This window comes from Burkholderia sp. MSMB1835 (assembly GCF_001526365.1).
In the GTDB taxonomy this organism is placed as follows: Bacteria; Pseudomonadota; Gammaproteobacteria; order Burkholderiales; family Burkholderiaceae; genus Burkholderia.
In genome coordinates this window covers 1-25,578 of sequence record NZ_LOYP01000047.1, presented here as the reverse complement: position 1 = coordinate 25,578, position 25,578 = coordinate 1, and the positions used below count along the sequence as shown (strand labels likewise).

The 25,578-nt window shown below is 69.4% G+C and carries 20 protein-coding genes and 3 pseudogenes; 5 read left to right on the top strand and 18 right to left on the bottom strand.

Annotated features, from left to right (window positions below):
• Nucleotides 1-16: 16 nt before the first annotated feature.
• The 4 genes from WS96_RS20905 to WS96_RS20890 are packed head-to-tail and all read right to left on the bottom strand — an operon-like array spanning nt 17 to nt 4,306.
• Nucleotides 17-1,687, bottom strand: a complete 1,671-nt coding sequence (locus WS96_RS20905) for a GMC family oxidoreductase (protein ID WP_059835047.1) — start codon at nt 1,685-1,687, stop codon at nt 17-19.
• The gene (locus tag WS96_RS20900; protein WP_059835045.1) at nt 1,674-2,339 is read right to left on the bottom strand and encodes a gluconate 2-dehydrogenase subunit 3 family protein; all 666 of its coding nucleotides are present in this window, start codon (nt 2,337-2,339) and stop codon (nt 1,674-1,676) included. The genes WS96_RS20905 and WS96_RS20900 overlap by 14 nt, the downstream gene beginning before the upstream one ends.
• Complete coding sequence (locus tag WS96_RS20895) at nt 2,336-3,187, bottom strand: hypothetical protein (RefSeq protein ID WP_059835043.1); 852 nt, start codon at nt 3,185-3,187, stop codon at nt 2,336-2,338. Before WS96_RS20895 ends, WS96_RS20900 begins: the two co-directional genes overlap by 4 nt.
• 18 nt (nt 3,188-3,205) lie before the next feature.
• Nucleotides 3,206-4,306 carry an enolase C-terminal domain-like protein gene (locus WS96_RS20890; RefSeq protein ID WP_059835041.1) on the bottom strand — a complete coding sequence of 367 codons (1,101 nt, stop codon included), beginning with the start codon at nt 4,304-4,306 and terminating at the stop codon, nt 3,206-3,208.
• Between the two features lie 131 nt (nt 4,307-4,437).
• On the opposite strand from WS96_RS20890, the gene WS96_RS20885 reads away from it, so the two are divergent.
• Complete coding sequence (locus WS96_RS20885) at nt 4,438-6,273, top strand: thiamine pyrophosphate-requiring protein (RefSeq protein WP_059835039.1); 1,836 nt, start codon at nt 4,438-4,440, stop codon at nt 6,271-6,273.
• A 25-nt stretch (nt 6,274-6,298) separates the two neighbouring features.
• Here WS96_RS20885 and WS96_RS20880 read toward each other — a convergent pair whose 3' ends face one another.
• The gene (locus tag WS96_RS20880) at nt 6,299-8,077 is read right to left on the bottom strand and encodes a glycoside hydrolase family 15 protein (protein ID WP_059835102.1); all 1,779 of its coding nucleotides are present in this window, start codon (nt 8,075-8,077) and stop codon (nt 6,299-6,301) included.
• Between the two features lie 5 nt (nt 8,078-8,082).
• Nucleotides 8,083-9,066: an SDR family oxidoreductase gene (locus WS96_RS20875; protein WP_059835104.1), complete on the bottom strand. Its 984-nt coding sequence runs from the start codon at nt 9,064-9,066 to the stop codon at nt 8,083-8,085.
• 303 nt (nt 9,067-9,369) lie between these two features.
• On the opposite strand from WS96_RS20875, the gene coxB reads away from it, so the two are divergent.
• Genes coxB through WS96_RS20855 form a run of 4 tightly spaced genes read left to right on the top strand, consistent with a single transcriptional unit; the run spans nt 9,370 to nt 15,059 of the window.
• The gene (gene coxB / locus WS96_RS20870) at nt 9,370-10,425 is read left to right on the top strand and encodes a cytochrome c oxidase subunit II (RefSeq protein ID WP_059835037.1); all 1,056 of its coding nucleotides are present in this window, start codon (nt 9,370-9,372) and stop codon (nt 10,423-10,425) included.
• 13 nt (nt 10,426-10,438) lie between these two features.
• Complete coding sequence (gene ctaD / locus WS96_RS20865) at nt 10,439-13,078, top strand: cytochrome c oxidase subunit I (RefSeq protein WP_059835100.1); 2,640 nt, start codon at nt 10,439-10,441, stop codon at nt 13,076-13,078.
• Nucleotides 13,075-13,476: a hypothetical protein gene (locus WS96_RS20860; RefSeq protein WP_059835035.1), complete on the top strand. Its 402-nt coding sequence runs from the start codon at nt 13,075-13,077 to the stop codon at nt 13,474-13,476. The genes ctaD and WS96_RS20860 overlap by 4 nt, the downstream gene beginning before the upstream one ends.
• Nucleotides 13,467-15,059 carry a cytochrome c gene (locus WS96_RS20855; protein WP_059835034.1) on the top strand — a complete coding sequence of 531 codons (1,593 nt, stop codon included), beginning with the start codon at nt 13,467-13,469 and terminating at the stop codon, nt 15,057-15,059. The genes WS96_RS20860 and WS96_RS20855 overlap by 10 nt, the downstream gene beginning before the upstream one ends.
• A gap of 96 nt (nt 15,060-15,155) precedes the next feature.
• Here WS96_RS20855 and WS96_RS20850 read toward each other — a convergent pair whose 3' ends face one another.
• From WS96_RS20850 to WS96_RS20800, 12 genes and pseudogenes are all read right to left on the bottom strand, one after another.
• A complete protein-coding gene (locus WS96_RS20850) occupies nt 15,156-15,527 on the bottom strand; it encodes an addiction module antidote protein (RefSeq protein ID WP_059835032.1) in 372 nt (123 codons plus the stop codon).
• A gap of 2 nt (nt 15,528-15,529) precedes the next feature.
• Nucleotides 15,530-15,826: pseudogene (locus WS96_RS32725) on the bottom strand (type II toxin-antitoxin system RelE/ParE family toxin).
• 151 nt (nt 15,827-15,977) lie between these two features.
• A pseudogene (locus WS96_RS32720) lies at nt 15,978-16,187 on the bottom strand (TolC family protein); the annotation flags it as partial.
• A 106-nt stretch (nt 16,188-16,293) separates the two neighbouring features.
• A complete protein-coding gene (locus WS96_RS20840; RefSeq protein ID WP_257128026.1) occupies nt 16,294-18,099 on the bottom strand; it encodes a tannase/feruloyl esterase family alpha/beta hydrolase in 1,806 nt (601 codons plus the stop codon).
• 167 nt (nt 18,100-18,266) lie between these two features.
• Nucleotides 18,267-18,452: pseudogene (locus tag WS96_RS20835) on the bottom strand (porin); the annotation flags it as partial.
• Nucleotides 18,453-18,648: 196 nt separating this feature from the next.
• On the bottom strand, nt 18,649-19,047 hold the full coding sequence (locus WS96_RS20830; RefSeq protein WP_059779947.1) for a RidA family protein: 399 nt from the start codon (nt 19,045-19,047) through the stop codon (nt 18,649-18,651).
• Between the two features lie 108 nt (nt 19,048-19,155).
• A complete protein-coding gene (benD, locus tag WS96_RS20825; RefSeq protein ID WP_059835026.1) occupies nt 19,156-19,932 on the bottom strand; it encodes a benzoate diol dehydrogenase BenD in 777 nt (258 codons plus the stop codon).
• Nucleotides 19,929-20,951, bottom strand: coding sequence for a benzoate 1,2-dioxygenase electron transfer component BenC (gene benC / locus WS96_RS20820; protein WP_059835025.1), 1,023 nt, complete (start codon nt 20,949-20,951; stop codon nt 19,929-19,931). Before benC ends, benD begins: the two co-directional genes overlap by 4 nt.
• Before the next feature lie 39 nt (nt 20,952-20,990).
• Nucleotides 20,991-21,479: a benzoate 1,2-dioxygenase small subunit gene (gene benB, locus WS96_RS20815; protein WP_059835022.1), complete on the bottom strand. Its 489-nt coding sequence runs from the start codon at nt 21,477-21,479 to the stop codon at nt 20,991-20,993.
• Entirely contained in the window at nt 21,476-22,834 is a 1,359-nt protein-coding gene (locus WS96_RS20810) for a Rieske 2Fe-2S domain-containing protein (protein ID WP_059835097.1), read from the bottom strand. The genes benB and WS96_RS20810 overlap by 4 nt, the downstream gene beginning before the upstream one ends.
• Nucleotides 22,835-22,950: 116 nt before the next feature.
• Complete coding sequence (gene catA / locus WS96_RS20805) at nt 22,951-23,892, bottom strand: catechol 1,2-dioxygenase (protein WP_059835021.1); 942 nt, start codon at nt 23,890-23,892, stop codon at nt 22,951-22,953.
• A 51-nt stretch (nt 23,893-23,943) separates the two neighbouring features.
• Nucleotides 23,944-25,080 (bottom strand): muconate/chloromuconate family cycloisomerase, encoded by a 1,137-nt coding sequence (locus tag WS96_RS20800; RefSeq protein ID WP_059835019.1) that lies wholly within the window; start codon nt 25,078-25,080, stop codon nt 23,944-23,946.
• Nucleotides 25,081-25,578 lie beyond the last annotated feature (498 nt).

Below are 25,578 nucleotides of genomic sequence, written 5' to 3'. Positions count from 1 at the left end.
AGCCGCGCCGCGCGATTCACCGCCATCGCCCGCGCGCATGCGCATCGCCGCGTGCAACCAGCGCGCGGATGCGGTCGGCGGTGCGGCACGCGATCGCCTGGATCGTCAGCGACGGATTCACGCCGCCCACCGTCGGAAACACCGAGCCGTCGCACACCCACAGGTTCGGGATGTCCCAACTGCGGCAATCGGCATCGACGACGCTCGTCGCCGGGTCGTCGCCCATCCGCACGGTGCCGGCGAGATGGCACGTGTCGTCCTCCTCGTGCCAGATGTCGCGCGCGCCGGCCGCTTCCAGCGAACGCCCCATCTGCGCGAGCGCATGGCGGATCATCCGGCGATCGTTGTCGTCGTACGAATAGGTGACGCGCGCGACCGGCAGCCCGAACGCGTCGCGTTCGTCGGCGAGCGTCACGCGGTTGTCCGCGCGCGGCAGCGTCTCGCCGACGATCTTCAAGCCGGCCTGGAAGTTGTAGCGCGCCATCTCGCGCTTCAGCGCGTCGCCCCACAGCCCGCGCGCGGCGACCTTGCGCGCCCATTCGATCGGCAGCGGCCCCTGGCTCATCCAGCAATAGCCGCCGAAGAAATCCTTGCCTTCGTCCGCGTAGTTCCAGTGCTCGGTGATCGACAGCGACGGCGGCCCCTTGTACCAGCGCACTTCGTCGTCCATCGTCCCCCACGACGCCTGGTTGAGCTGTGCCATCAGGTAGCGGCCGACGAGGCCCGAGCGGTTGGCGAGCCCCTGCGGATGCCGCCCGTTCGCGGACAGCAGCAGCAGGCGCGGCGTCTCGATCGCATAACCGGCGACGACGACGTTGCGCGCGCGCTGGAACCGGGTGCGGCCGTCGCGCGCGTAGTGCACGCCGGTCACACGATCGCCGTCGGCCTCGATCCGCAGCGCCATCGCGAGATCGCGCACTTCGGCGCCGGCCGCGACCGCCCGCGGAATCCACGTGACGAGCGCACTCTGTTTCGCGTTGGTCGCGCAGCCGGCGATGCAGAAGCCGCGATACACGCACGGATGCGCGCGGCCGCGCGGCGCGGACAGCGTCGCGAGCGGCGTCGGCGTCCAGTCGATGCCCAGTGCCTCGGCGCCGCGCGCCAGCACGAGCGCGGCCGCGTTCAGTTCGTGCGGACGATACGGATAGCGCGGGCGCGGCGGCCCCCACGGGTAGTTCACCGGCCCGCTGATCTTCAACGCCTGTTCGACCTCGCGGTAGTAGCGCCACATCTCGCGCCAGTCGAGCGGCCAGTCGACGCCGTAGCCGAGCGCGGTGCGCGAGCGAAACCACTCGGGCCGGAACCGCAGCGACACCATCGCGAAATGCACGGTGCTGCCGCCGATCGCGCGACCGCTGTTGTTGGTGCCGAGCGTGAGCGGATCGGCACCGTCGCAGATCCGCTCGTCGGTCCAGAACAGCTTGTGCTGATGCGTCTCGTCGGACGCGAATTCCTCGAGCGGCCGCCACCATGCGCCCGCGTCGAGCGCGACGACCGAGAAGCCGTATTCGGCGAGCTTGCACGCGAGCGTGCCGCCGCCGGCGCCGGTGCCGACGATCACGAAATCGACCGCGTCGTCGTCGCGGAACATCCGCATCGGCGACCAGCCGCCGACCCGCAACGGATCGGGCGCACGGCCGTCGCGGCCGCGCGGCGACGGGGCGGACAGCGGTTCATCGGCGGCCATCGCGATCGCCCTCCTCCACGCGCATTTCCGCTTCCCACGGGTCGCGCCGGTTGAAGTCCATCCGCACGTAGCCGCGCGGGCTCGCGGGGCCGCCGAAGCCGATCTCGTTCCACGCGAACGGATGGCCGTAATACGCGCCGCAGATATCCATCAGCACGCGCTTCGCGAAGAACGTACGCGGGTCCATGCCGGCCCAGGCGGGTTCCACCTGTCGATCGACGTCGCCTTTCTGCACCGCGTGCAGCAACGCGTCGGCGTCGCGCGCGCCGAGCGCCGCGAACGGGCAGCCGTGCGCGTGCCGCGCCATCGCGTCGAGCGCGGCGAGGCCGGTCTGCCACGCGGCGCGCAGCGGCGGAAGGCGCGCATCGCGATAGCCGTCGCCGTCGTCGGCCGCGAGCCGCGCATCGACCAACGCGGCGGTCGGGATCGCGCCGGCGCCGCCCGGTTGCTGCGGCACGATGCGCGCGCACAACGCACCGAGCGTCGCGAATCGTTCGGCATCCAGATGACGCGGCGCATTCGCCGCCACGCGCAGGCGCGCATCGATCGCGCGTCGCGTCGCATCGTTCCACGACGGCGTGTCGCGCTTGGCGAGCACGTCGTAGCCCGGATAGCGCGGCAGCGCGACCGGCTTGCGGTTCGCATCGTTCATGGCGCCTCCTGTTCGGCGAGCGCGGTCGCGGCCAGCCCCGCGATCGCGAGCGCGGTGAAGCTCGGCGGCGCCGGCAGCGGCGGCCCCGACAGCAGGTTCTGCGACCAGTTGCGCCAGCCGCCCATCTGCCGCGCGACGCCGCGCGCATGAAACGCGACGCCGACGAACCCGAGCACGGCCGTCGCGCGCAGCCATCCGCGGCAGAGCCACCGGTCGGCGCGCGGGCGCGACAGCGCGAGCCGGGCAGTCGCCAGCGCGGCGAGCGGCGGCACGACGAGCGGCGCTAACATCGCGCGATGCTGGAACGCGCCGCGAAAATGCAGCAACCCGACTTCGCCGAGCGTGCCGACGAGCCCCGCCGCGACCAGCCCGGCAAGCGCGCGCCCGGCCGGCAGCCCGGCGAGCCGCGGCGCATCGGCAGGGCTCTCGCGCAACCGCTCGCCCGCCGCGCCCAGCGCGCCCGACAGCAGCAGCGCGAACGGCGCGCCGAGCGGTGCGCCATAGAACAGGTTGTGCCAACTGAAACCGCCCGGCCGCTTCGTCACGTTGTACAGGTGGAACGCGGAACCGGCGACGCCGACCGCGGCCGATGCGACGTGCACCGCGTCGCGCAGCCGGTGACGCACGGGCGTATCGTCCGCGTGGCCGTGCACGCTCGCGATCACCGAGAGCGTCGACATCGCGAGCGGCGCGAGCATCGCGCGATTGTGAAAGGTGCCGCGATAGTGTTCGACGCCGCTGTCGGCGAGCACCGAGCCGGCCAGCAGCAACGCGCTGCGGTTCAGCAGCCGCGCGGCGTCGGCCAGCAGCCTGTCGCGCTCGGCGGCGCGATGTCGGCGGTGTCGCATCGTTCCTCCTCGTCGGGGTTAAAGCGCGAAATCCAGCAGATCGGCGGTGCGCAATTCGAGGCCGAGCCCGGCGCGCGTCGCGTCGATTTCCAGTGCGCCGTCGACGAGCGTCGGCGCGCCGTCGAACAGCATCCGCTCGAGGCGGACATGATCGTGAAACCATTCGACGTGGCGCAGGCGCGGCGCCGCGCAACCGATGTGCCGATGCAGCGCGGGCGCGCAATGCGCGGACAGGTCGACGTGGTGCGCATCGGCGAGCGCGGCGGCCGCGAGAAAACCGCTGACGCCGCCGCAACGCGTCGCGTCGGCCTGCAGCACGTCGACCGCCCGCCCTTCCAGCAAGCGCCGGAAATCGTCGGGCGTATACGCGTACTCGCCGGCCGCGACGTCGATGCGTGCGCCGACGTGCTCGCGCACGAATCGCAGCCCGGCGACGTCGTCGCTGCTGACGGGCTCCTCGAACCAGCGAACGTCGCAATCGGCGGCCGCCTGCGCGAATGCGAGCGCCGTGCGCGGCGCGTACGCGCCGTTCGCATCGACGAACAGGTCGACGTCAGGCCCGAGCGCATCGCGCGCCGCATGCACGCGCGCCGGATCGCGCGCGTCCTGCACGCCGATCTTGATCTTGCATGCGCGCACGCGCTCGGCGCGCCATCCGTCGAGCTGCGCGGCGAGCGTCGGCGCATCGTAAGTCGTGAACCCGCCGCTGCCGTACACCGGCACGCGTTCGCGCAGGCGGCCCAGCAGCAGCGCGAGCGGCGCGTCGGCGAGCTTCGCCTTCGCGTCCCACAGCGCGGCATCGAGCGCCGATATCGCGGTTGCCGCGATCCCGCTGCGGCCGAGGTTGCGCACCGCGCGCCACAGCGCGTCGACGGCGGCCGGGATGTCCACCGCCGGCCGGTTGCGCAACACGCCAGCCAGCAGCGACGTCACGAGCGGCACGGCGCTCGCGTCCGTGTACGTATAGCCGAGCCCCGTCACGGACCCCGCGTCGATCTCGACGACGACGACCGTCGTCGCGGTCCATGCATAGGTGCCGTCGGCTTCGGGCCGGTCGGTCGGCACGCGGTACGCGCGAGCGCGCACGGCGTCGATCGCCGGCGCGGCGGAAAGGGCCATCTTTGCGCTCCGGTCTGCTTGCTTTTTGCTTGCGGACAGCGCGTGCAACCGCTGTGCCCGACGCATGCGGCGCGGCACGTGCCTTGCGCGGCTGCCTCGCATCGACTCATCCCGAACCAAGGAGAAACGGCATGGCGACAGTGGCGGATTTCATCGTCGAGCGGCTCTACGAGTGGGGCGTGCGCCGCATCTACGGCTACCCGGGCGACGGCATCAACGGCTTTTTCGGCGCGCTGAATCGCGCCGACGGCAAGATCGAATTCATCCAGGCGCGCCACGAGGAGATGGCGGCCTTCATGGCGTCCGCGCATGCAAAATTTACAGGCGAGCTCGGCGTATGCGTCGCGACGTCGGGGCCTGGCGCCGCCCACCTCGTGACCGGCCTGTACGATGCGCGGCTCGACCACATGCCGGTGCTCGCGATCGTCGGCCAGCAGGCGCGCGCGTCGCTCGGCGGCCACTATCAGCAGGAAGTGGATCTGCCGGCGCTTTACAAGGACGTTGCGGGCGCATTCGTTCAGCTTGCGACGGTGCCGGGCCAGGTGCGCCATCTGGTCGATCGCGCGGTGCGCACCGCGCTCGGCGCGCGCACGGTCACCGCGCTCGTGCTGCCGAACGACCTGCAGGAGCTCGACTACGCGCCGCCGAAACGCGCGCACGGCACCGTGCATTCGGGGGTCGGCTATACGGCGCCGAAAGTCGTGCCGTATGCGGACGACCTGCGGCGCGCGGCCGACGTGCTCAACGCGGGGTCGAAAGTCGCGCTGCTGGTCGGCGCCGGCGCGCTGCACGCGACCGACGAGGTCATCGCGGTGGCCGACCGGCTCGGCGCGGGCGCCGCGAAAGCGCTGCTCGGCAAGGCCGCGCTGCCGGACGACCTGCCGTGGGTCACCGGCTCGATCGGGCTGCTCGGCACCAAGCCGAGCTACGAGCTGATGACCGAATGCGACACGCTGCTGGTCGTCGGCTCCGGTTTTCCGTATTCGGAATTCCTCCCGAAGGAGGGCCAGGCGCGCGGCGTGCAGATCGACCTGAAGGCCGACATGCTGAGCCTGCGCTACCCGATGGAAGTCAATCTGGTCGGCGACAGCGCCGAGACGCTGCGCGCGCTGCTGCCGCTGTTGAACGAGCGGCGCGATACCGCGTGGCGCGACCGGATCGCGAAATGGAACCGCGACTGGCACGACACGCTCGCGGCCCGCGCGGCCGCGAAAGCCAGCGCGGGGCGCGGCGTCAATCCGCAGCGCGCGTTTACCGAGCTGTCGCCGCGCCTGCCCGACGACGTGATCCTGACGAGCGATTCGGGCTCCTGCGCAAACTGGTATGCACGCGATCTGATGATGCGGCGCGGGATGATGGGCTCGCTGTCCGGCGGGCTTGCGTCGATGGGCGCCGCGGTGCCCTATGCGATCGCCGCGAAATTCGCGTATCCGGTGCGCCCGGTGATCGCGATGGTCGGCGACGGCGCGATGCAGATGAACAACATGGCCGAGCTGATCACGGTCGCCAAATACTGGCGCCAGTGGCCCGACCCGCGCTGGATCTGCATGGTGCTGAACAACGAGGACCTGAACCAGGTCACGTGGGAACAGCGCGTGATGGAGGGCGACCCGAAGTTCGACGCGTCGCAGCAGATCCCGAACGTGCCGTACTACCGCTTCGCGACGCTGCTCGGCCTCAAGGGCATCTACGTCGACGATCCCGAGCAGCTCGGCGCCGCGTGGGACGAGGCGCTCGCGTCCGACCGGCCGGTCGTGCTCGAAGTGAAGAGCGACCCCGAGGTACCGCCGCTGCCGCCGCACGTGACGCTGCAGCAGGCGAAGCATTTCGCCGAAATGCTGGTGAAGGGCGACGCGCGCGAAGCCAACGTGATCGTCGAGACCGCGCGGCAGGTGCTGTCGGCCGTGCTGCCCGGCAACGGCGAACACGGCGACAAGGCCGGCAAGGGAGGGAAAGGCGAATCGTAAGGCGGGCACGCGCGGGACGACGCGGCTAGTCGATGTCGACGTCGTCCCGCCCGTCGCCGTGCAGCGCGAGCGCCGCATTCACGAGCCCGACCTGCGCGAGCGTGAACGGAAAATTTCCGCATAGACGCCGCGCGTTCACGTCGTACTCCTCGGACAGCAGCCCGACGTCGTTGCGCAAGCCGAGCAACCGCTCGAACAGCGCGCGCGCGTCGTCGTCGCGCCGTTGCAGCCGGTACACCTGCACGAGCCAGAAGCCGGCCGCGAGAAACGCGCCTTCGTCGCCCTCGCAGCCGTCCGCGAAACGCGGCGGGCGATAGCGGAACGGCAAGCCGTCGTCGACCAGCTCGCGCTCGATCGCGGCGACCGTCGCGACCACGCGCGGGTCGGTCGCGTCGAGCATCCCGGTGAGCGGAATCAGCAGCAGGCTGACGTCGATGCCGTCGCCGTCGAAACGGTCGACGAAGCGGCCGAGCTGCGCGTGGTAGCCGCGCTCGAGCACCTCCGCGCGCACCGCGTCGGCCCAGCGTCGCCACACGTCGAGCGGCGCGTGATGGCCGAACGCGCGCGCGGAGCGGTACGCGCTTTCGACCGCGGCCCACACCATCACCTTCGACGACGTGAACGGGTGCCGCCCGCTGCGCACCTCCCAGATGCCTTCGTCCGGCTCGCGCCAGATCGTCGCGAGATGTTCGAGCAGGCGCCGTTCGAGCGTCCACGCGTCGTCGTCGGGCGGCAGCCCGTGCCGGCGCGCCTGATACAGCGCGCCGAGCACCTCGCCGTACACGTCGAGCTGCAACTGGTCGGCCGCCGCGTTGCCGAAACGCACCGGCCGCGCGCCTTCGTAGCCGGCCAGATGCGTGGCCTCCCATTCGGACGCGCGCCGCCCGCCATCGGCCGCATACAGCACCTGCAGTTGGGACGGATGATCGGCGATCGCTCGCACGAGCCAGTCGCGCCAGCGCGCGGCTTCGTCGCGATAGCCGCAGCGCACCAGCGCGCGCAGCGTGAAGCTCGCGTCGCGCAGCCAGCAGAACCGGTAGTCCCAGTTGCGCGCGCCGCCGAAGCGCTCGGGCAACGAGCTGGTCGGCGCCGCGACGATGCCGCCGGTGCGCAGGCTCGACAGCAGTTTGATCGTGATCAGCGCGCGTTCGACCGCGTCGCGATACGGGCCGTCGGCCGCGTTGCAATCCGACCAGACGCGCCAGAATGCCTGCGTGTCGCGCAGCGACGCATACGCGTCGGGCACGGCCGGCGCCGGGTCGAACGAACGCGCGTAACTGATGCAGAAATCCGACCGCTCGCCCGCCGAGATCCGGCGCGTGCCGACGAGCCGGTCGCTCTGCACGTCGAGCCGCGCATCCGTGTCGAGCCACATCGCGTCCCCGCCCGTCATCATCCGCCAGCGCCGGCCGAAACGCCGGCACCACGGCAGCGCGCCGCCGTAGTCGAAGCGCACGCCGAGATCGACGTCGACGTCGACCGTCCCGCGCACGCCGCACACGCTGCGGATCAGGCACGGATCGGGCGCGTTCCAGCTCATCCAGTCGGTGATCGCGATGCAGCCGGACGGCGTGTCGAACGTCGTCTCGAGTATCGCGGTGCCCGGCAGATAGCGCCGCGTCACGCGCGCATCCGGCTCGCTCGGCGCGATCCGGAACCGGCCGTTGTCCGGCGTGCCGACGAGCGCGGCGAAGCACGGCGGCGAATCGAAGTCCGGCCAGCACAGCCAGTCGATGCTGCCGTCGCGGGCGACGAGCGCCGCGCTGCGGCCGTCGCCGACGAGCGCGTAATCCTCGATCCGCATCGCGCTCACCGGTTCCGCTTGCGCGCGACGGCAAACGCGGTCGCGAGCACGGCGACCGCTGCGCCGAACGCGAGCGCACGCGACGCGCCGAGCCCGGCCTCGACGCCCGTGCGGCACGCTTCGTCGGTGAACGCGCCGCGCGTCGCATGGCCGCCGGGCACGCTCGTCCACAGGTTCGACGGGCGCGGGCCGGCCGGCGCGGCGCGCTGCTGGCCGCGCACCGCCGTGCGGGCGAGATAGCGGTCGAACCAGCCGGGCGCGATACCGTTCGCAACGATCGCCGCGAGCGACGACCAGCCGACCCAGCGCTCGCGGCACGGATGCCGCGCGGCATGCACGATCGCATCGGCCGCCACCTCCGGCGCATAGACCGGCGCGACCGGACGCGGTGCGTGCGGCAGCGCGGATTCGGCCCAGTCGAACTGCGGCGTGTCGATCGCGGGCAACTGCACCATCGTCACGCGCACACGGCTGTGCGCATGCAGCAGCTCGCAGCGCAGCGCGTCGGTGAAGCCGCGGATCGCGTGTTTCGCGCCGCAGTACGGCGCTTGCAGCGGAATCGACCGGTACGCGAGCGCGGAGCCGACCTGCACGATCGTGCCGCGGTTGCGCGGCGCCATCCGCGCAAGGGCGGTCCGCGTGCCGTATACGCAGCCGAGGTAGGTCACGGCCGTCACGCGCGCATAGTCTTCCGGCGAAATTGCGTCGAACGGCGCGAACACGGTGACCATCGCGTTGTTGACCCATACGTCGAGCGGCCCGAGCTCGCGTTCGATCCGCTCGGCGGCCGCGTCGAGTGCGGCCGCATCGCTGACGTCGACGGCGATCGGCAGCGCCCGGACGCCGTACGCCCGCACCTCGCACGCGGTGTCGTGCAGTGCGTCCGGGTCGCGAGCGAGCAGCGCGACGTTCGCGCCGCGCCGCGCGAACGCATGGGCAGTCGCACGGCCGACGCCGGCGCTCGCGCCGGTGATCGCGACGGTCTTCACGATCGGTTCCTCCCGTTTTCCGATGAGGGCCGGCATGCGGCCGAAGCTTTTGCGCCGCAGCGTGCCGGAACGCGATCGGCGCAGCAAACGACATGCCGCCGGCGATGCGGACCCATGCGGACCGTACCGCGCCGGCGCGCGCCGTGATCGGCCACCCGATTTACAAACCGGCTGTAACGCACCGGCGCGTTGCGCGCGCCATTGCGCGTCGCCGCGGCCGTCTACGTGCGAGCCGCGTGCGCATAGAACTTGCTCCGCCGCGAACGGCTTTCGTCATGCCGCCGCCATCGGCAAGGAGTCGCGTTGCTCGTTCCGTTGTCCAGAAAAACGCGTCATATCGCATGCATCGCACCGTTCGCGTGGGCGGTCGCGCCGCTCGTCGCGCGCGCGGCCGCCGAGCCTTCGGCGCCCGGCAACCCGACCGCGCCGCTGCCGCTCGCCTACGTCGTGCACGCGGCCGGCCCCGCCGCGCAGCCGGTCTTCGTGCTCGGCTGGGCGCTGCTCGCGCTGTGCCTGTTCGTCTGCGTCGCGATCGCCGTGCTGCTGCTGATCGCGCTGTTTCGCCGTCGCGCGCGGGCGGGCGGCGGCCACGGCAGCGGGCTGACGATCGTGACCGTGGGCTCCGCGATCTCGATCCTGCTGCTGTTCGGCGCGCTCGTCTACATGCTGCGCGTGCTCGGCGCGATCGCGACGCCGCCACGCCCGCCCGCGCTGACGATCGCGGTGACCGCGCACGACTGGTGGTGGGCCGTTCGTTATCCCGACGATGCAGACGGCCCGGCCTTCGTCACCGCGAACGAAATCCATATTCCGGTGGGCGAGCCGGTCGCGATCGAACTGAAGAGCGCCGACGTGATCCATGCGTTCTGGGTGCCGCAACTCGCCGGCAAGACCCAGACGATTCCCGGCCAGACCAATCGGCAGTGGCTGCAGGCCGACCGGCCGGGCGTCTATCGCGGGCAGTGCTCGCAATACTGCGGCGCGCAGCATGCACACATGGCGTTCGAAGTCGTGGCCGAGCCGCCGGCCGCATTCCGTGCGTGGCTCGCCGCGCAACGCCGACCGGCGCAGGCGCCCGCGGCCGGCGCCGAGCGCCGCGGCCAGCGCGTGTTCGCCGCGCGCTGCGCGGGCTGCCACGCGGTGCGCGGCACCGACGCAACGGGCGACGCGGGCCCCGATCTCACGCACGTCGGCACGCGCCGGCTGCTCGCGGCCGGCACGCTCGACAACACGCCCGACGACCTGCGCCGCTGGATCGCGCATGCGCAGCAGCTCAAGCCGCAATCGCTGATGCCGTCGATCGCGCTCGCGCCGCGCGACGCCGACGATCTCGCCGCGTATCTCGCGACGCTGCACTGAACCGAGGATGCCGATGGCCATCGCCCGCGACACGCCCACCCCGCTCAGCCGCGTACCCGATCTCGGCGAAGCGCCGCCCGGTTCCGCGCACGAGCGCGCGCTGGCCGAGCAGTGGGAATCGGAACCCGGCTGGCGCGGCTGGCTCGGCACCGTCGATCACAAACGCATCGGGCTGCGCTACATCGTCACCGCGTTCGCGTTCCTGCTGCTCGGCGGCGTCGAGGCGCTCGTGATGCGCATCCAGCTCGCGCGGCCGAACGCGACGCTGCTCACGCCCGCGCAATACGATTCGCTGTTCACGATGCACGGCGTCACGATGATCTTCCTGTACGCGCTGCCGGTGCTGTCCGGTTTCGCGAACTACCTGTGGCCGCTGATGCTCGGCTCGCGCGACATGGCGTTTCCGCGGCTCAACGCGTTCTCGTACTGGGCGTTCCTGTTCGCCGGGCTGTTCCTGTACGCGAGCTTTCCGCTCGGCGCGGTGCCGGACGGCGGCTGGTTCAACTACGTGCCGCTCACGTCGCTCGACTACAGCGCCGGCGCGAACATCGACATCTACGCGCTCGGGATGATCCTGCTCGGCATCTCGACGACGGGCGGCGCCGCGAACTTCGTCGTCACGCTGCTGCGAATGCGCGCGCACGGCATGTCGATCGACCGGCTGCCGATCATCGTGTGGGGCACGCTGACCGCGTCGGTCGCGAACCTGGTCGCGGTGCCGTCGGTGAGCCTCGCGTTCCTGCTGCTGTGGCTCGACCGCAATGCCGGCACGCACTTCTTCGACGTCGCGCATGGCGGCCGGCCGCTGTTGTGGCAGCACCTGTTCTGGATGTTCGCGCATCCGTGGGTCTACGTGGTCGTGCTGCCGGCGATGGGGATCGTGTCCGACGCGCTGCCGACCTTCTGCCGGCGGCCGCTCGTCGCGTACGAGGCCGTCGCGGTATCGACCGTCGCGACGATGCTGATCGGCTTCGAGGTGTGGGTCCACCACATGTTCGCGACGGGCATCGCGCCGCTCGCGCTCGCGTTCTTCGGCGCCGCGAGCATGCTGATCTCGATTCCGAGCGCGGTCGCGGTGTTCGCGTGGATCGCGACGATCTGGACCGGCCGCCCCGTGTTCCGCACGCCGTTCCTGTATTTCGCGGGCTTCGTGCTGATGTTCGTGATCGGCGGCGTGTCGGGCGTGATGACCGCGGCCGTGCCGCTCGACTGGCAGCTCACCGATACGTACTTCGTCGTCGCGCACCTGCATTACGTGCTGCTCGGCATCAACGTGTTTCCGGTGCTCGGCGGCGTCGCGTACTGGTTCCCGAAGTTCACCGGGCGGATGATGAACGAGCGGTTCGGCCGCTGGACCTTCTGGGTCGTGCTGGTCGGCTTCAATCTCGGCTTCTTCCCGATGCACGTGTCCGGACTGCTCGGGATGCCGCGCCGCATCTATACCTATCCGTCCGGGATGGGCTGGGATACGTCGAACCTGCTGACGACGATCGGCTCGTTCGTGTTCGGGATCGGCATCGTGATGTTCGTCGTCAATGCGCTGGTGAGCGCGCGGCGCGGCACGCGCGCCGGCGACAACCCGTGGGGCGGGGCCGGCCTCGAATGGTCGGTCGCGTCGCCGACGCCCGTGTACAACTTCGCGGTGCTGCCGCTCGTCGCGTCGCGGCATCCGCTGTGGGAAACGCGCGACGATCCGGCGCGCACCAGCCTGCGGGTCGGCTACCGGCTCGCGGACGGGCGCGAGGCGCTCGCGGTCACGCCGCTCGCCGCGACACCCAGCGCGATCCTGAAGATGCCCGAAGACAGTTGCGTGCCGTTCGTGCTCGCGCTGCTGGCGACCGGCGTGTTCGCGGCGATGCTCGCGCGCTCGCCGACCCTCGTCTGCGCGGCCGTCGCCGGGTGCGCGATCGCCACCGCCGCGTGGCTGTGGCCGCGCCGCACGCTCGGGCAGCGCGCGCGCCTGCCGGCCCGCGCCGACACGCAGGCGCCCGCCGCGGCCGCCGGGCCGCATCCGGACGAGCCGCCGTCGGCGAAAGCGCCGGCCGGCGCGCCGACCGCGTGCATCGAGCCGCTGCCGGTCGGCAGTTGCGGCGAGCGCGCGGGCGGCTGGTGGGGCGTGCTCACGCTGATCGTGACCGAGGCCGGGCTGTTCGGCTACCTGCTGTTCTGCTACTTCTACCTGCAGTCGCAATGGTCCGCGCCGTGGCCGCCCGAAGGAATGCCGAAGATCGGGCTCGCGGCCGCCAACACGGTCGTGCTGCTGTCGAGCAGCGTGTTCGTGTGGCTCGCGGAACGCGCGGTGCGCGCCGACAGGCAGGCGCGCGCGGTGGCGATGCTCGTCGTCGCGCTGGTGCTCGGCGCCGCGTTCGCGCTGGTCCAGTGGCACGAATGGCGCGACCATCCGTACGGCCCGACCGCGCATCTGTACGGCAGCCTTTATTTCACGATCACCGGGTTCCACCTCGCGCACGTCGTGGCCGGTCTCGCGATCCTCGCGCTGCTCGCCGGGTGGACGGCCGCCGGTTTCTTCAGCCGCGAGCGACGCGTCGCGCTGACGGTCGGCGGCCTCTACTGGCACTTCGTCGACATCGTGTGGCTGTTCATCTTCACCGCGCTGTACGTATCGCCGTTCTGGCTGAGGAGTACCGGATGAACGACACACGCCGCGCGTGGACACCGCTGCTCGCGATCGCGGCCGGCCTCGTCGGCGCGCCCGCGCTGTGGTTCGCGCAGATGCTCGTGTCGGAGACGCTCGCGTCCACCGCGTGCTATCCGCTCGGCGTCGCGCAGGCCGCGCCGCGCTGGGCGCACGTCGGCGTGTGGCTCGCGCTGATCGCCGCCGGCGCGTTCGCGCTGGCCGCGGCCTGCGCGACGTGGCTCGCGCGCGCGTGGCGGCGCCGGCACGATGCCGATGCGCCCGCCGCGACGCGCGACGACAGTACGCGCTTTCTCGCGCGCTGCGGGATGCTCGCCGCGCTCGGCTTCGTGATCGGTCTGGTGTTTACGGGGATCGTCACCGCTTTCGTGGGGCCTTGCAGCCCATGGCGCTGATCTCGTTCGCTTCGTTCCCGTTCCGGGCTCCGGGCCGCCGCGCAGGGGTCGCGTTCGCGGTATGCATCGCGCTCGGCGCATGCGACATGCAACAGGACGACCACACCGCCGCACCCGCCGATGCGGCCGACACCGCGTCGGCGGCGCAAGCACCCGAGCCCGCGTCGGGCTGGCGGTTCGTGCGGATTCGCACGTCGGCGGCCGATGCCGGCGCATCGATGTCCGCTCGCGCACGAGACGATCCGCGCCTTTCCCGGCCGCGGGAGGCGGGGGCGGCGGATTCCGGCGCATCGGGCGCATCCGGCGCGGCCGCGCAGCCTCCGCGCGCGGCGTCCGCTTCGACCGCCCGCCGCCCGACGATCGCCGCCGCTGCCGCGAGCGCCGATGCCGCGACGCTCGAGCGCGGACGCTACCTCGCGCTCGCCGGCGATTGCGCCGCATGCCACGACGCGGCCGACCATACGCCGTACGCGGGCGGCCAGCCGGTGAATTCGCCGTTCGGGCCCATCTATGCGCCGAACATCACGCCGGACCCGACGCACGGAATCGGCCACTACACGCTGCGCCAGTTCGACGATGCGTTGCGGCGCGGCGTGCGCGCGGACGGCAGCCGGCTGTATCCGGCGATGCCCTACCCGTCGCTCGCGCACCTGAGCGACGACGACGTGCGCGCGTTGTATGCGTATTTCATGCGCGGCGTCGCGCCCTCCCCGAACGCGGCGAAACTCACGCAGTTGCCGTTTCCGTTCAACCAGCGCTGGGCGCTCGGACTGTGGAGCCTCGTATTCGCGAACCGCGACCGGTTCGCGCCGCAGCCGTCTCGATCGGCGGAGTGGAATCGCGGCGCCTATCTCGTACAGGGGCTCGGCCATTGCGGCGCGTGCCATACGCCGCGCGGGCCGGCCTACAACGAACGCGGCTACGACGAGCGCAGCCCCGCGTTCCTCACCGGCGGCATCAACGATCACTGGTTCGCGCCGAACCTGACCGGCGCGGACCCGGACGGCCTCGGCCGCTGGTCGGCCGACGACATCGCCGCATTCCTGCGCAGCGGCCATGCGGCGCGCGGCGCGGTGTTCGGCGCGATGGCGCCGGTCGTCGGCGAAAGCACCGCGTTGCTGACGGATGCCGACCGTCATGCGATCGCGGTGTACCTGAAGTCGTTGCCCGCGCAACCGACTGCCGCGACGAATCCGCTCGGGGTCGGCGTGCCGCGGCTGACCGTGGCCGGCCCGCGTCCGGAAAGCGGCCAGCAGGCGCCGGGGGCCGGCGTGTATGCGGGGTTCTGTGCGCGTTGCCACGGTGCCGAAGGTCAAGGCGTCCCCGATCGCGGGCCGGCGCTCGCGGGCAGTTCGATCGTGCTCGCGGCCGATCCGACCAGCACGATCCGGATCGTGGTCGAAGGCGCGCGGCCCGCGCCCGGGAAGCCCGGGCCGGTGCAGCGGATGCCGGCGATGCGCGGCGCGCTGACGAGCGGCGAGATCGCCGCGGTGGTCAGCTACGTGCGCGGTGCGTGGGGAAATCGGGCTGCGCCGGTGTCGGAACGGGATGTGAGGCGGTTACGGGGGGCAATCAAGCGGTAGCGTCGAGCTGCGCTGCGCGCAGGGCTTCTCGCGCGATGCCGGCCGGATCGATACGGGCAGGCCCGGCGCGAAAGTTCCCGCCCGGCCCTGACGACATCACCCGTGGGCCGCCGCCCGTGCAGGCGAACGCGAGCGCGTGCGCGAGGTCGGTTCAGGCGCGGTTGCCGCTTCGGCGGTCTGCGTGGTCGGCGCAACGGTCAGATGCAATCCCAACGCGGCGACCACCTTCATGATCGTTGCAAACTCCGCGTTCCCACCTTCCGACAGCGCACGGTAGAGCGCTTCACGCTTCACACCGGACTCGCGCGCCAGCGCCGTCATGCCACGCGCCTTCGCGACGTTTCCGAGCGCGACCTGGATCAGTCGAGGATCCCCATCTTCGAACGCCTGCGCCAGGTAGTGACGAATCGCTTCCTCGTCCTTCAGGTACTTTGCGCCGTCGAATTCGGCCAGTTCGCTGATTTTCATCTTCAATCCTCCAGTTCGGCGGCGATTTGCTTCGCCGTCTTGATGTCCTTCTTCTGCGTCGACTTGTCCCCGCCACACAACACCACGACGATTATCTTTCCGCGTCGCACGAAGTAGGCCCGATACCCCGGCCCTACATCGATCTTCATTTCGTTGACGCCGTCGCCGATCGCGCGCCACTCGCCAAGATTGCCGAGCTTCGTCCGCTCGATGCGTAGGCTGATCGCGGCGCTGCCGACCGGGTCGCGAAGACCATCGAGCCATTTGTCAAATTAGGGAGTGGTTAGGACTTTGAACATGAAGCGACTGTAACCCATAGGGGACACCGCCGCTACTTTCTGCGTTGCTCCCCCTATCCGCTGGCAGTGTGAACGCGCCCAGCACAAGGCGTCACGACCCGCGATCATTCGACGCTTGTCCGGCCCGACCGACCAGGTTCCAACGCCACCGCTACCGGCTCGCAACGGCCTGCGCTTGCGGCGACTCCCATCCGCTGCTGAGCGCCTTGAACGCGGCGACCGCCGCGCGCGCCGCTTCGGTTCGCGCCTGCACGCGTTCGTCCGATGCACGCAGCAGGCTTTCGTCGGCCTGCAACACTTCGATCAGGCTGACCACCCCTTTCTGGTAAGCCGCAAACGATGCGGTCCGCGCCGATTCGAGCCTGCGCAAGAAATTCCGGCTCGCTTGACGCGGCGCGGGCGGCCTGCGCCGCCCGCCCGCATCGACACGCACCTGCAACCGCGACACACCGCGGCACCCCCTCACGTCACTTGCACGAGTAGTTGGCCGCGTCCCTGATCGACCCCGAGCCGTTGTACGTGGCCTTCGTCGGATACATGCACACGGGCTGGCTCGCGCTGCCGTCCGCCGACGTGAGGTCGATGCGGGTCGGCGCCTGCCCGTGCTCGACCCAGTCGACCAGCCGCGCGTACAGATCCTGACGATCCGCATGCGGCAGCGGCACCGTATTCGCCGTCTGCGCGGGGCCGGCCGTGCCGTTCACTCCCCCGTAGCCGCTGCAGTGCCCCATGCCCGGCACGAGGAACAGCCGGTCGAACTGCTGCACCGCCGGTATGCCGCCCATCCGGCTCGCGACGCGCTCGTAGTAGTTGATGCTGCCCGACGGCGTGATCAGCGGATCGGCAAGACCGTGATAGTGCAGGACCTTCGCGCCGGCCCGCACGAGACCCGACAGGTCCGGGTTGTCCGTGTTGATGTTGCCGAACGACGGCTGCAGCGCGATACCCTGATCGTACGCATGCGCGAGACCCGCATAGCCAAGGCGCTTCCACTGGTTCGCGCCGTTGCCGGTCGCGTTCGTGAAGCCGGCGCCGGCGATCGTCGGATCCTGCAGCTCCAGCGCGACGAGGTCGGTCGAGATGCTGAACGGGGTCGCGCCGGCCAGCGCGCCGGTGCCCGTGCCGCGCATCAGCCCGAACCACATCTGGTTGCCGGCGAGCGACGTCGCCGTGCCGGTGTCGAGCGCCGGGCTCGGCACCGAGCCATCGCGCGTCATCCCGTACCAGGTCTTGTTCATCGCGCTCGCCTGCGCGGCCGTCACGCACGCGGCAGTCGTATTCGTTCCGGTGACGGTGCCGACCGTCACGCCCGCGCACAGCACGCTCGCATCCTGCGTCGGATCGTAGCGGCATTGCGCGGGATCCATCAGGTAGCCGAGGTGCTGGCCGGCGACCGCATCGCATGCGCTGACGGCCGCACCCGACAGCAACGCCTGTTGTGCATCGGTCAACGTCGCGCCGCCGAGATCGGTTTGTGCGACGACCTGCGGATACAGTTCGCCGGTGATGAACTTCGACCAGTTGAACGCGGGGGCGCCGGTCAGGTAGCCGTCGTAGTCGGACGGGTTGTTCTGCGCTTCGTTGTAGCCCTGCCGGCCGCCGGTCGAGCAGCCGTCCCAGTACGCATACTTCTGCGGCGCCGCGTAATAGGCGGCGGCCAGCGCCTTGGTCTTCAGCGCCAGCTCGTGCAGGCTGCGCTGCGCGAAGTCCGTCCACAGCGGCGTGTTGATCGTGCCGTCCGGATTCATCGCGAACGAGCCGTTCTGGATCGTGTGCCCGGTATCCGTCGTGCCGACCACCGCGCCCTCGGACGCCGCGATCGTCGCGGCGCTCGGCGTGCCGCCCGCGCTGGCGATCTTCGTCGGGTCGCCGTACGCACCGCCCTGCCACCCGCCGCCGCCGAGGTTGTGAATCCTGCGATTCCAGTTCGACGGCGCGGGCAGCCAGATTTCCATTCCGATACCGGCCGACGTCGACGGCGCGCCCGACGGGCCCGCGTTGCCGGGGCCGACGTTCAGCTTGACGAGACACAGATCGTTGCCGGCGACGGGCGTCGCCGATGTGACGGCGGACGCATCGAGCGCCAGCGGATCGCCCGGCTTGAACGACTTCACCGCGATCACCGTCGTGTTCGCATCCGGCGCGAATCGCGCCTTCATCGTCTGATCGCAGGTCAACGCGGCATCGGCCGTGCCGCCTCCGGCATTCCGGACTTCGTTGTCGTTGCAACCGGACACCATCAGCATGGCGGCCGCGGACGCCGCGACAGCCATGCCGAAACACCATCCACCACGACGGGTTCTACCGTTGAGCATCGACACCATTGCATCCCTCCGTTGTCTCTCGATCGATTTGCGTACAGGGAAAGCCGATGCCCGCGCGGAAACCGCGGGCATTGCATCGCGCGCCAGGCGGCTCATGCGTCGCCCGACACGTCCGGTCAGAACATGTGCCGGATTCCGGCCATCACGCCGACCTGGTTTTGCCCCGGCGCGGGCGTCGTGCTGCCCCCGCCGGCGCTGACCGTGAATGCCGCGTGCGCGCTGTTGGCGAGGTACGCGCCCTGCAGGTACACGGCGGTTCGTTTCGACCGGAAATAGGTGCCGCGCAGCGCGCGCATCCTGGCAGGACACGTTCACGTGACAAACGCTGCCATCGGCGACGAACCTTGCGCGAAACCGGTCGTTGCGGTTCCGAACAATGCTCCGCCGACGAGATGCCGAAGTCTCATGCTGTCTCCCAACCTGTTGATGGTCGATTCTGTTTATATGTAGAGCTGATTGATCGCATCGACCGACCGGACGGGCGATGCGCCGCCGCGACTAAGGCCGCAGCACCGCCACCGCCTTGATCTCGACGATATAGCCGGGCGAGCCGCCGAGCATGTGCGCGCCGGTCGCGGTCCACGCCGGCCGCGGATGCGCATGGAAATAGCGGTCGCGTACCTGCATGAACAGCGGCAGGTCGCGCATGTCGGTATGGAAGGTCGTGAGGTCGACCACGTCGTCGAACGACGCGCCGCAGGCGTCCAGTACGCGCTTGAGGTTCTCGAACGCCTGCACGATCTGGGCTTCGCGTCCCTCGACTAACTGCATCGCCGCGTCGCGGCCGATCTGGCCGGACACGTAAACGGTATCGCCGACCTTGATCGCCGGCGCATAGCCGATTTTTTCGTACACGGCCTCCATGCCGGCCGGGATGATCGCTTCGCGTTTACTCATGAGTGTCTCCGTGGCCGGGCTTGCCGCGCCGGCCTGTTATGTCATGGTCGTCGTGCACCAGGCCGCGGCACCTGCCCCGTGAGGCAAGCAGCTCGGCAGGCGCGCGCTTCAACCGGTGTCACCGCCCGCGACCGGCAGCACCGTACCCGTGATGTAGCTCGCCTCGTCCGACGCGAGGAACAGGATCGGCGCGATCTGTTCGTCGAGCGTGCCGTAGCGCTTGAAGTACGTCGATTCGGTCACCTGCCGCACGGCCTCGGCCATCCACGCCTGTTCCTGCTCGGTGTCGCCGGCCGCATTACGCGGTACGCGGCGCGGCGGCGCACTGGTGCCGCCCGGCGCGGTGGCGACGACGCGGATGCCGTGCTCCGCATACTCCATCGCGAGCGCCGACGTCAGCGCGTTCACGCCGCCCTTCGCCGCCGAGTACGGCACGCGGCGAATGCCGCGCGTCGCGTTCGACGAGATGTTGACGATCGTGCCGCCGCCGCGCGCGATCAGATGCGGCAGCACCGCATGGCACGCATAGAGCGTCGGCATCAGCGAGCGGCGGATTTCCGCGTCGATCTGCGCGGGCTCGAACTCGGCGAACGGCCGCATCCGGATCGCGCCGCCGACGCCGTTGATCAGGATGTCGATGCCGCCGAAGGCCTGCACCGCGCACGCCATCGCCGCATGCGCGCCGTCGTACGTCTCGAGATCCGCGACGAAGCCGGCCGTATCGCCGCCCGGCGCTTGCGCGGCCACCTCGGCCACGAAATCCGCGCGATCGACGAACAGCACCTTGCCGCCCTCGGCCGCCGCGCGCAGTGCGACGCCGCGACCGATGCCCTGCGCCGCCCCGGTGACGACGACGACCTTGCCGAAGAATCGTTGCATGGTCATGCTGCCTTTGCCGTGACGTTGGGGGTGAACTTCTCGTAGTGGAAGCTGTTCGGCTTCACGCCTGCGTCGTCGAAATACTGGCGCACCGCATCGACCATCGGCGGCGGCCCGCACAGATACACGTCGACGTCGCCGTCGTTCAGCGCGTCGGCCGGGATGTGCTGCGTGACCCAGCCCTTGCGCGGATGGCTCGACGCGGCGTCGGCGACGACCGTCGCGAAGCTGAAGTTCGGCAGCTTCGCCGCGAGCGCTTCGATCGCGTCGACCAGCACGAGATCGAGGTCGCGCGTGACGCCGTAGATCAGGTGCACCTTCTGCTGCGACCCGCTGCGCGCGAGCACGTCGAGCATCGACAGGAACGGCGCGAGGCCCGTTCCGCCGGCGAGGAACAGCAGCGGCCGCTGCACGTCGCGCAGATAGAAGCTGCCGAGCGGCCCGTGCAGCTCGAGCGTGTCGCCCGGCCGCGCCGATTCGAGCCACGTGCTCATCACGCCGCCGGGAATCTTCTTGATCAGGAAGCCGACCTTCGCGTCGCCCGGCGCGGACGAGAACGAATACGAGCGGTGCTGGCCGCTGCCCGGCACGCCGATGTTCACGTACTGGCCCGGGAGAAACACCGGCGCGCTCGCGCCGACGTCGAGTTCGAGCACGACGGCCGCATCGTTGTGCTGCTCGACTTTCGCGACCGTCGCGGCAAAGCTGCTCTGCCCGGTCTTGCACGCGACCGACGACGTCGGCACCGCGATCACGCAATCGCTTTGCGGCACCATCTGGCACGTCAGCACGAGGCCGCCGTCCTTCTCGTCCTCGGTGAGCGCGTCGTCGATGTAATCGTCGCCGAGGTCGTAGCGGCCGCTTTCGGCGCGGCACTTGCAGGTGCCGCACACGCCGTCGGAACAATCCATCGGCAGGTTGATCTTCGCGCGAAAGGCCGCGTCGAGCACCTTCTCGCCGGCCTTGCAGTCGATGAAGCGGGTGACCCCGTCCTCGAAATTCAGTGCAATCTTGTAGGTGGACATGACGTCGCCTCCCTTTCCTTCCAGTCGAAACGATCGGTGTCAGACGTGGTACACGTCGAGCACCTGGCGGATGTAGTCGTTCTTCAGCACGATCTTCTTGTGCGAGATCAGCAGCGCGTCGTCCACCTTGCGCAACGTGACGAACATCGTGCCGAAGAAGTGATCGGTCACGCGGTAACGGTGGTTCAGCGTGTGAAAGTTGTAGCGCACGTCCACCTCGTCGTCGCGTTCGGCCAGCACCTCGACGTTCGTCACGTTGTGGCTGGTGCGCGGCTCGGGCGTCGACGCGCCGCTGCGCTCGGTCTTGATCCGGAACACGCGATCCTCGAGGCCGCCGCGATCCGCGTAGTACATCAGCGAAATCTGGCTGGTCGGATCGTCGGTCGGGCGATCGTCGTCGTCCCACGCGGGCATCCAGTACGTGACGTCCTCGGCGTAGCAGGTCAGCCATTCGTCCCACGCGCGATCGTCGAGCAGGCGCGCTTCGCGATACAGCGCCGCGCAAATCGTCCGGTAATCGAAGCTCATGCCGCCACCTCCCCGCGTTCCTTCTTCAGCGCATCGCGCATCACGTGCACCCAGTGTTCGTGCTGGCACACGAACAGCCCTTCGTCCTCGCTGCGCTCGCCGGAAATGCGCGGGTTCAGCCCCATCCTTCTCGCGTTCTCGTCCGGCCCGTCGATCCACAGCGGCGCGCCGCGCGACAGGTCGTTCCACATCGCCGTGATGCCCGCATAGCCGGCCTGGCACGCGCGGAACTCCTCGAGATCGTCGGCCGTGCCCATGCCGGTCACGTTGAAGAAATCCTCGTACTGGCGAATCCGCGTCGTGCGATCCGCTTCACTCTCGCCCTTCGGCGCGAAGCAGAAGATCGTGACCTCGGTCCTGTCGACGCCGAGCGGCCGCACCACGCGAATCTGCGTGCTGAACTGGTCCATCAGGAACACGTTCGGGTACACGCACAGGTTGCGCGTCTGGTTCACGATGAAATCGGCCTGCACGTCGCCGACACGCGCACGGATTTCGTCGCGATGCCGGTACACGGGCCGCACTTCCGGGTTCATCGTCCGGGTCCACAGCAGGATGTGGCCGTGGTCGAAGCCGTACACGCCCGCGACCGACTTGCTCCAGCTGTTCGCATCGACCGCCTTGGTGCCGTCTTCCTTGCGGCGGCCCATCGTCGCCGCATAGTTCCAGTGCACGGTGCTGACGTGATAGCCGTCGCAGCCGTTCTCCATCTGCATCTTCCAGTTGCCCTCGTAGATGTAGGACGAGTTGCCGCGCAGCACTTCGAGGCCGTTCGGCGCCTGGTCGACGATCTGGTCGATGATCACGCGCGCCTCGCCGAGGTAATCCTCGAGCGGCAGGACGTCCGCATTGAGGCTGCCGAACAGGAAGCCGCGATAGTTCGCGAAGCGCGCGACCTTCTTCAGGTCGTGCGAGCCGTGCGTGTTGAACTGCACCGGGTACTCGGTCGTCTTCTCGTCCTTCACCTTCAGCAACTTGCCGGTGTTCGAGAAGGTCCAGCCGTGGAACGGGCACGTGAAGCTGCCCTTGTTGCCGTGCTTGCGGCGGCACAGCATCGCGCCCTTGTGCGCACACGCGTTGATGACCGCATGCAGCTCGCCGGTCTTGTCGCGCGTGATGACGATCGGCTGGCGGCCGATCCACGTCGTGTAGTAATCGTTGTTGTCCGGAATCTGGCTTTCGTGCGCCAGATATACCCAGTTGCCCTCGAAGATGTGCTTCATCTCGAGCTCGTACAGTTCCGCGTTCGTGAAGATGTCGCGGCGGCAGCGGAAGATGCCGGCCTCCTTGTCATCCTGCACGGCGGTTTCGAGCAGGTGATCCAGTGTGTCGGTGTGGTCGATCGTGGCGGACATGATGGCTCCTTCCATGCGCGTGCCGCGTCCTGCAAGCACGCTCGCATCGGTATCGGTTGAATCTCGGGGGACCGGCCGGCAGCGGCGGCGCACGCGCGCCGCCGTGCCGCCGGTGGTTATGCCGCGGCGGAAGCGCGCAGGCGTTCGACGATCTGGTTGTCCTGGCCCTGCACCAGCGGCGTCAGCACGAAATTGAACTCGATGTCCTGGTACGCATCGGCCTTCATGCCGAGCGCCGTGCCGCCGGTCCTGGCGACCACGGGCGGAATCAGCTCCTCGCGCGTCGCATACGCGAAGTCGTCCCAGATCAGCGGATCGCCGTCGATGTTGAACTGCGTCGTGAGCTTGCGGTGGTCGTCGCTCGTCACGAAGAAGTGCACGTGCGCCGGGCGGTTGCCGTGGCGGCCGAGGCGGTCAAGCAGTTGCTGCGTCGCGCCCTGCGGCGGGCAGCCGTAGCCGACCGGCATCAGCGTGAGGAATTCGTATTTGCCGTCTGCCCCCGTCCTCACCGCGCCACGCAGGTTGAAATCGCTCTGCGCGCCGGTCGGGTCGAAGTGCGAGTAGAAGCCATGCGAGTTCGCGTGCCAGCACTCGACCAGCGCGCCGGCCACCGGCTTGCCGTCGAGGCCCGTGACCGTGCCGTGAATCACGAGCGGCCCTGCGCCGTCGTCCGCGTCGAGGTCGATCTTCGCGACGCCTTCGCGCACCGGTGCGCCGGCCACGTACAGCGGTCCTTCGATCGTGCGCGGCGTGCCGCCGTGCAGCCCGATCGCTTCGTCCTCGGCGTCCATCCGGATGTCGAGATATTTCTCGAGACCGAGGCCGGCCGCGAGCAACGCTGCTTCGCCATCCTGACCAAGCTTGTTCAGGTAGTTCACGCCGGCCCACACTTCGTCGGGCGTGATGTCGAGATCGTCGATCGCCTTGAACAGGTCGCCGAGCAGGCGCAGCACGATCTGCTGCGTGCGCGCGTCGCCCTTCGTGCCGTTCGCGCCCGCGTTCGACGCGGCCTTCAGCAGATCCTGCACTTCCCGGGTATCGAAAACTTTGACGCTCATGATGCTGTCTCCACGTGTATTTGGGGGAATGACGGTCTTTGCCTGACCCGATTACCGCGCGACTTTCGTCAGCCCGTCGCGGGTGAAGCGCCTGACCTTGTCCTCGTCGAGCGCGATGCCGAGACCGGGGCCGTCCGGCACTGTCAGTTCGAAGTCGCTGTAGTCCAGCGGCTGCGTCAGGATTTCTTCGGTGATCAGCAGCGGCCCGAACAGCTCGGTGCCCCACTGCAGGTTCGCGACACTCGCGAACAGGTGCGCGGACGCCACCGTGCTGAACGCACCTTCGAGCATCGTGCCGCCGTACAGCTCGATGCCGGCCGCGTCCGCGATCGCGGCCACGCGCTGCGCGGCGAAGAGGCCGCCGCTTTGTTCGATCTTGATCGCGAACACGTCCGCGCCGTGATGCTTCGCGATGTCGAACGCGCTGTCGGGGCCTTGCAGGATTTCATCGGCCATCAGCGCGACGGGGAAGCGGCGCATCAGGCGCGCCAGCGCCGCCGCGGACGCCACCGGCTGCTCGACCAGTTCGCAGCCCGCATCGGCGAGCGCCGGAATCGCGCGGGCGGCCTGCGTTTCGCTCCACGCCATGTTCACGTCGACGCGCACCGACGCGCGATCGCCGAGCGCCTTCTTGATCTCGGCGACGTGGCGGATATCCGTTTCCGGCGCTTTCGCGCCGATCTTCAGCTTGAATACGTTGTGGCGGCGCAGGTCGAGCATCCGTTCTGCTTCGGCGATGTCGGTGGCCGTGTCGCCCGACGCGAGCGTCCACGCGACCGGCAGGCGATCGCGGCGACGGCCGCCGAGCAGTTCGCTGACCGGCACGCCGAGCCGCTTGCCGTGCGCGTCGAGCAGCGCGGTTTCCAGCGCGCTCTTCGCGAAGTGGTTGACCTTCGCGAGCTTGCCGACGAACGCCATCAGCGTCTGGACGCGCGTCGCGTCCTTGCCGACGATCGCCGGCGCGAGGTACGCGTCGATCGCGAGCTTCATCGCTTCCGGGCTTTCCGGGCCGTAGGCCATCCCGGCGATCGTCGTGCCTTCGCCGATACCGATCGCGCCGTCGCTGCAGAACACCTTCACGAGCATCAGCGTCTGGCCGTGCATCGTGGCCACCGACAGCTTGTGCGGGCGGATCGTCGGCAGATCGACGAGGCGGGTTTCGATGCGTTCGATGGTGGCGGAGGACATGGGGCACGCTGTGTGGGGGGAGTTCATGGGACGGATTTATACGCGGCGGGGAAATGGAGCGTCCAATACTTTTGGTCGGGATTTTTGATACCTGATGGGTATGGAAATCGCGATCAAGATGCGGAATATTGCGTTGCACCATACCTGATTTGGTTAGGTATGCGGGCTGGAAGGCTTGCTGGAGCGCGGTCGCGGGGTGCGGGATATCGCTTGGGCGGGGGCGCGACGCGGTCGCTTACTGCAGCGGGCAAATCGGCTGGAATCGGCGGCCGGCCTGGGTCGATCAGGGTTTTCCTGATGGAAAAAACGGTGCGCCGGCCGTCTGGCCTTCGGTTTCTGCGAAAGACGGGAAGGAAGTGGATATGCGGGTATCGGTCTTCGTCGCCGATGCTGACCGTTCCTCAGAAGCCGACGGCAGCTATCGGCCGATACTGTTGAAAAACTCGGCTCGGACGACGTCCATAGCTCGCTTGCGCTTGCGCTTGCGATGAGGTTCGA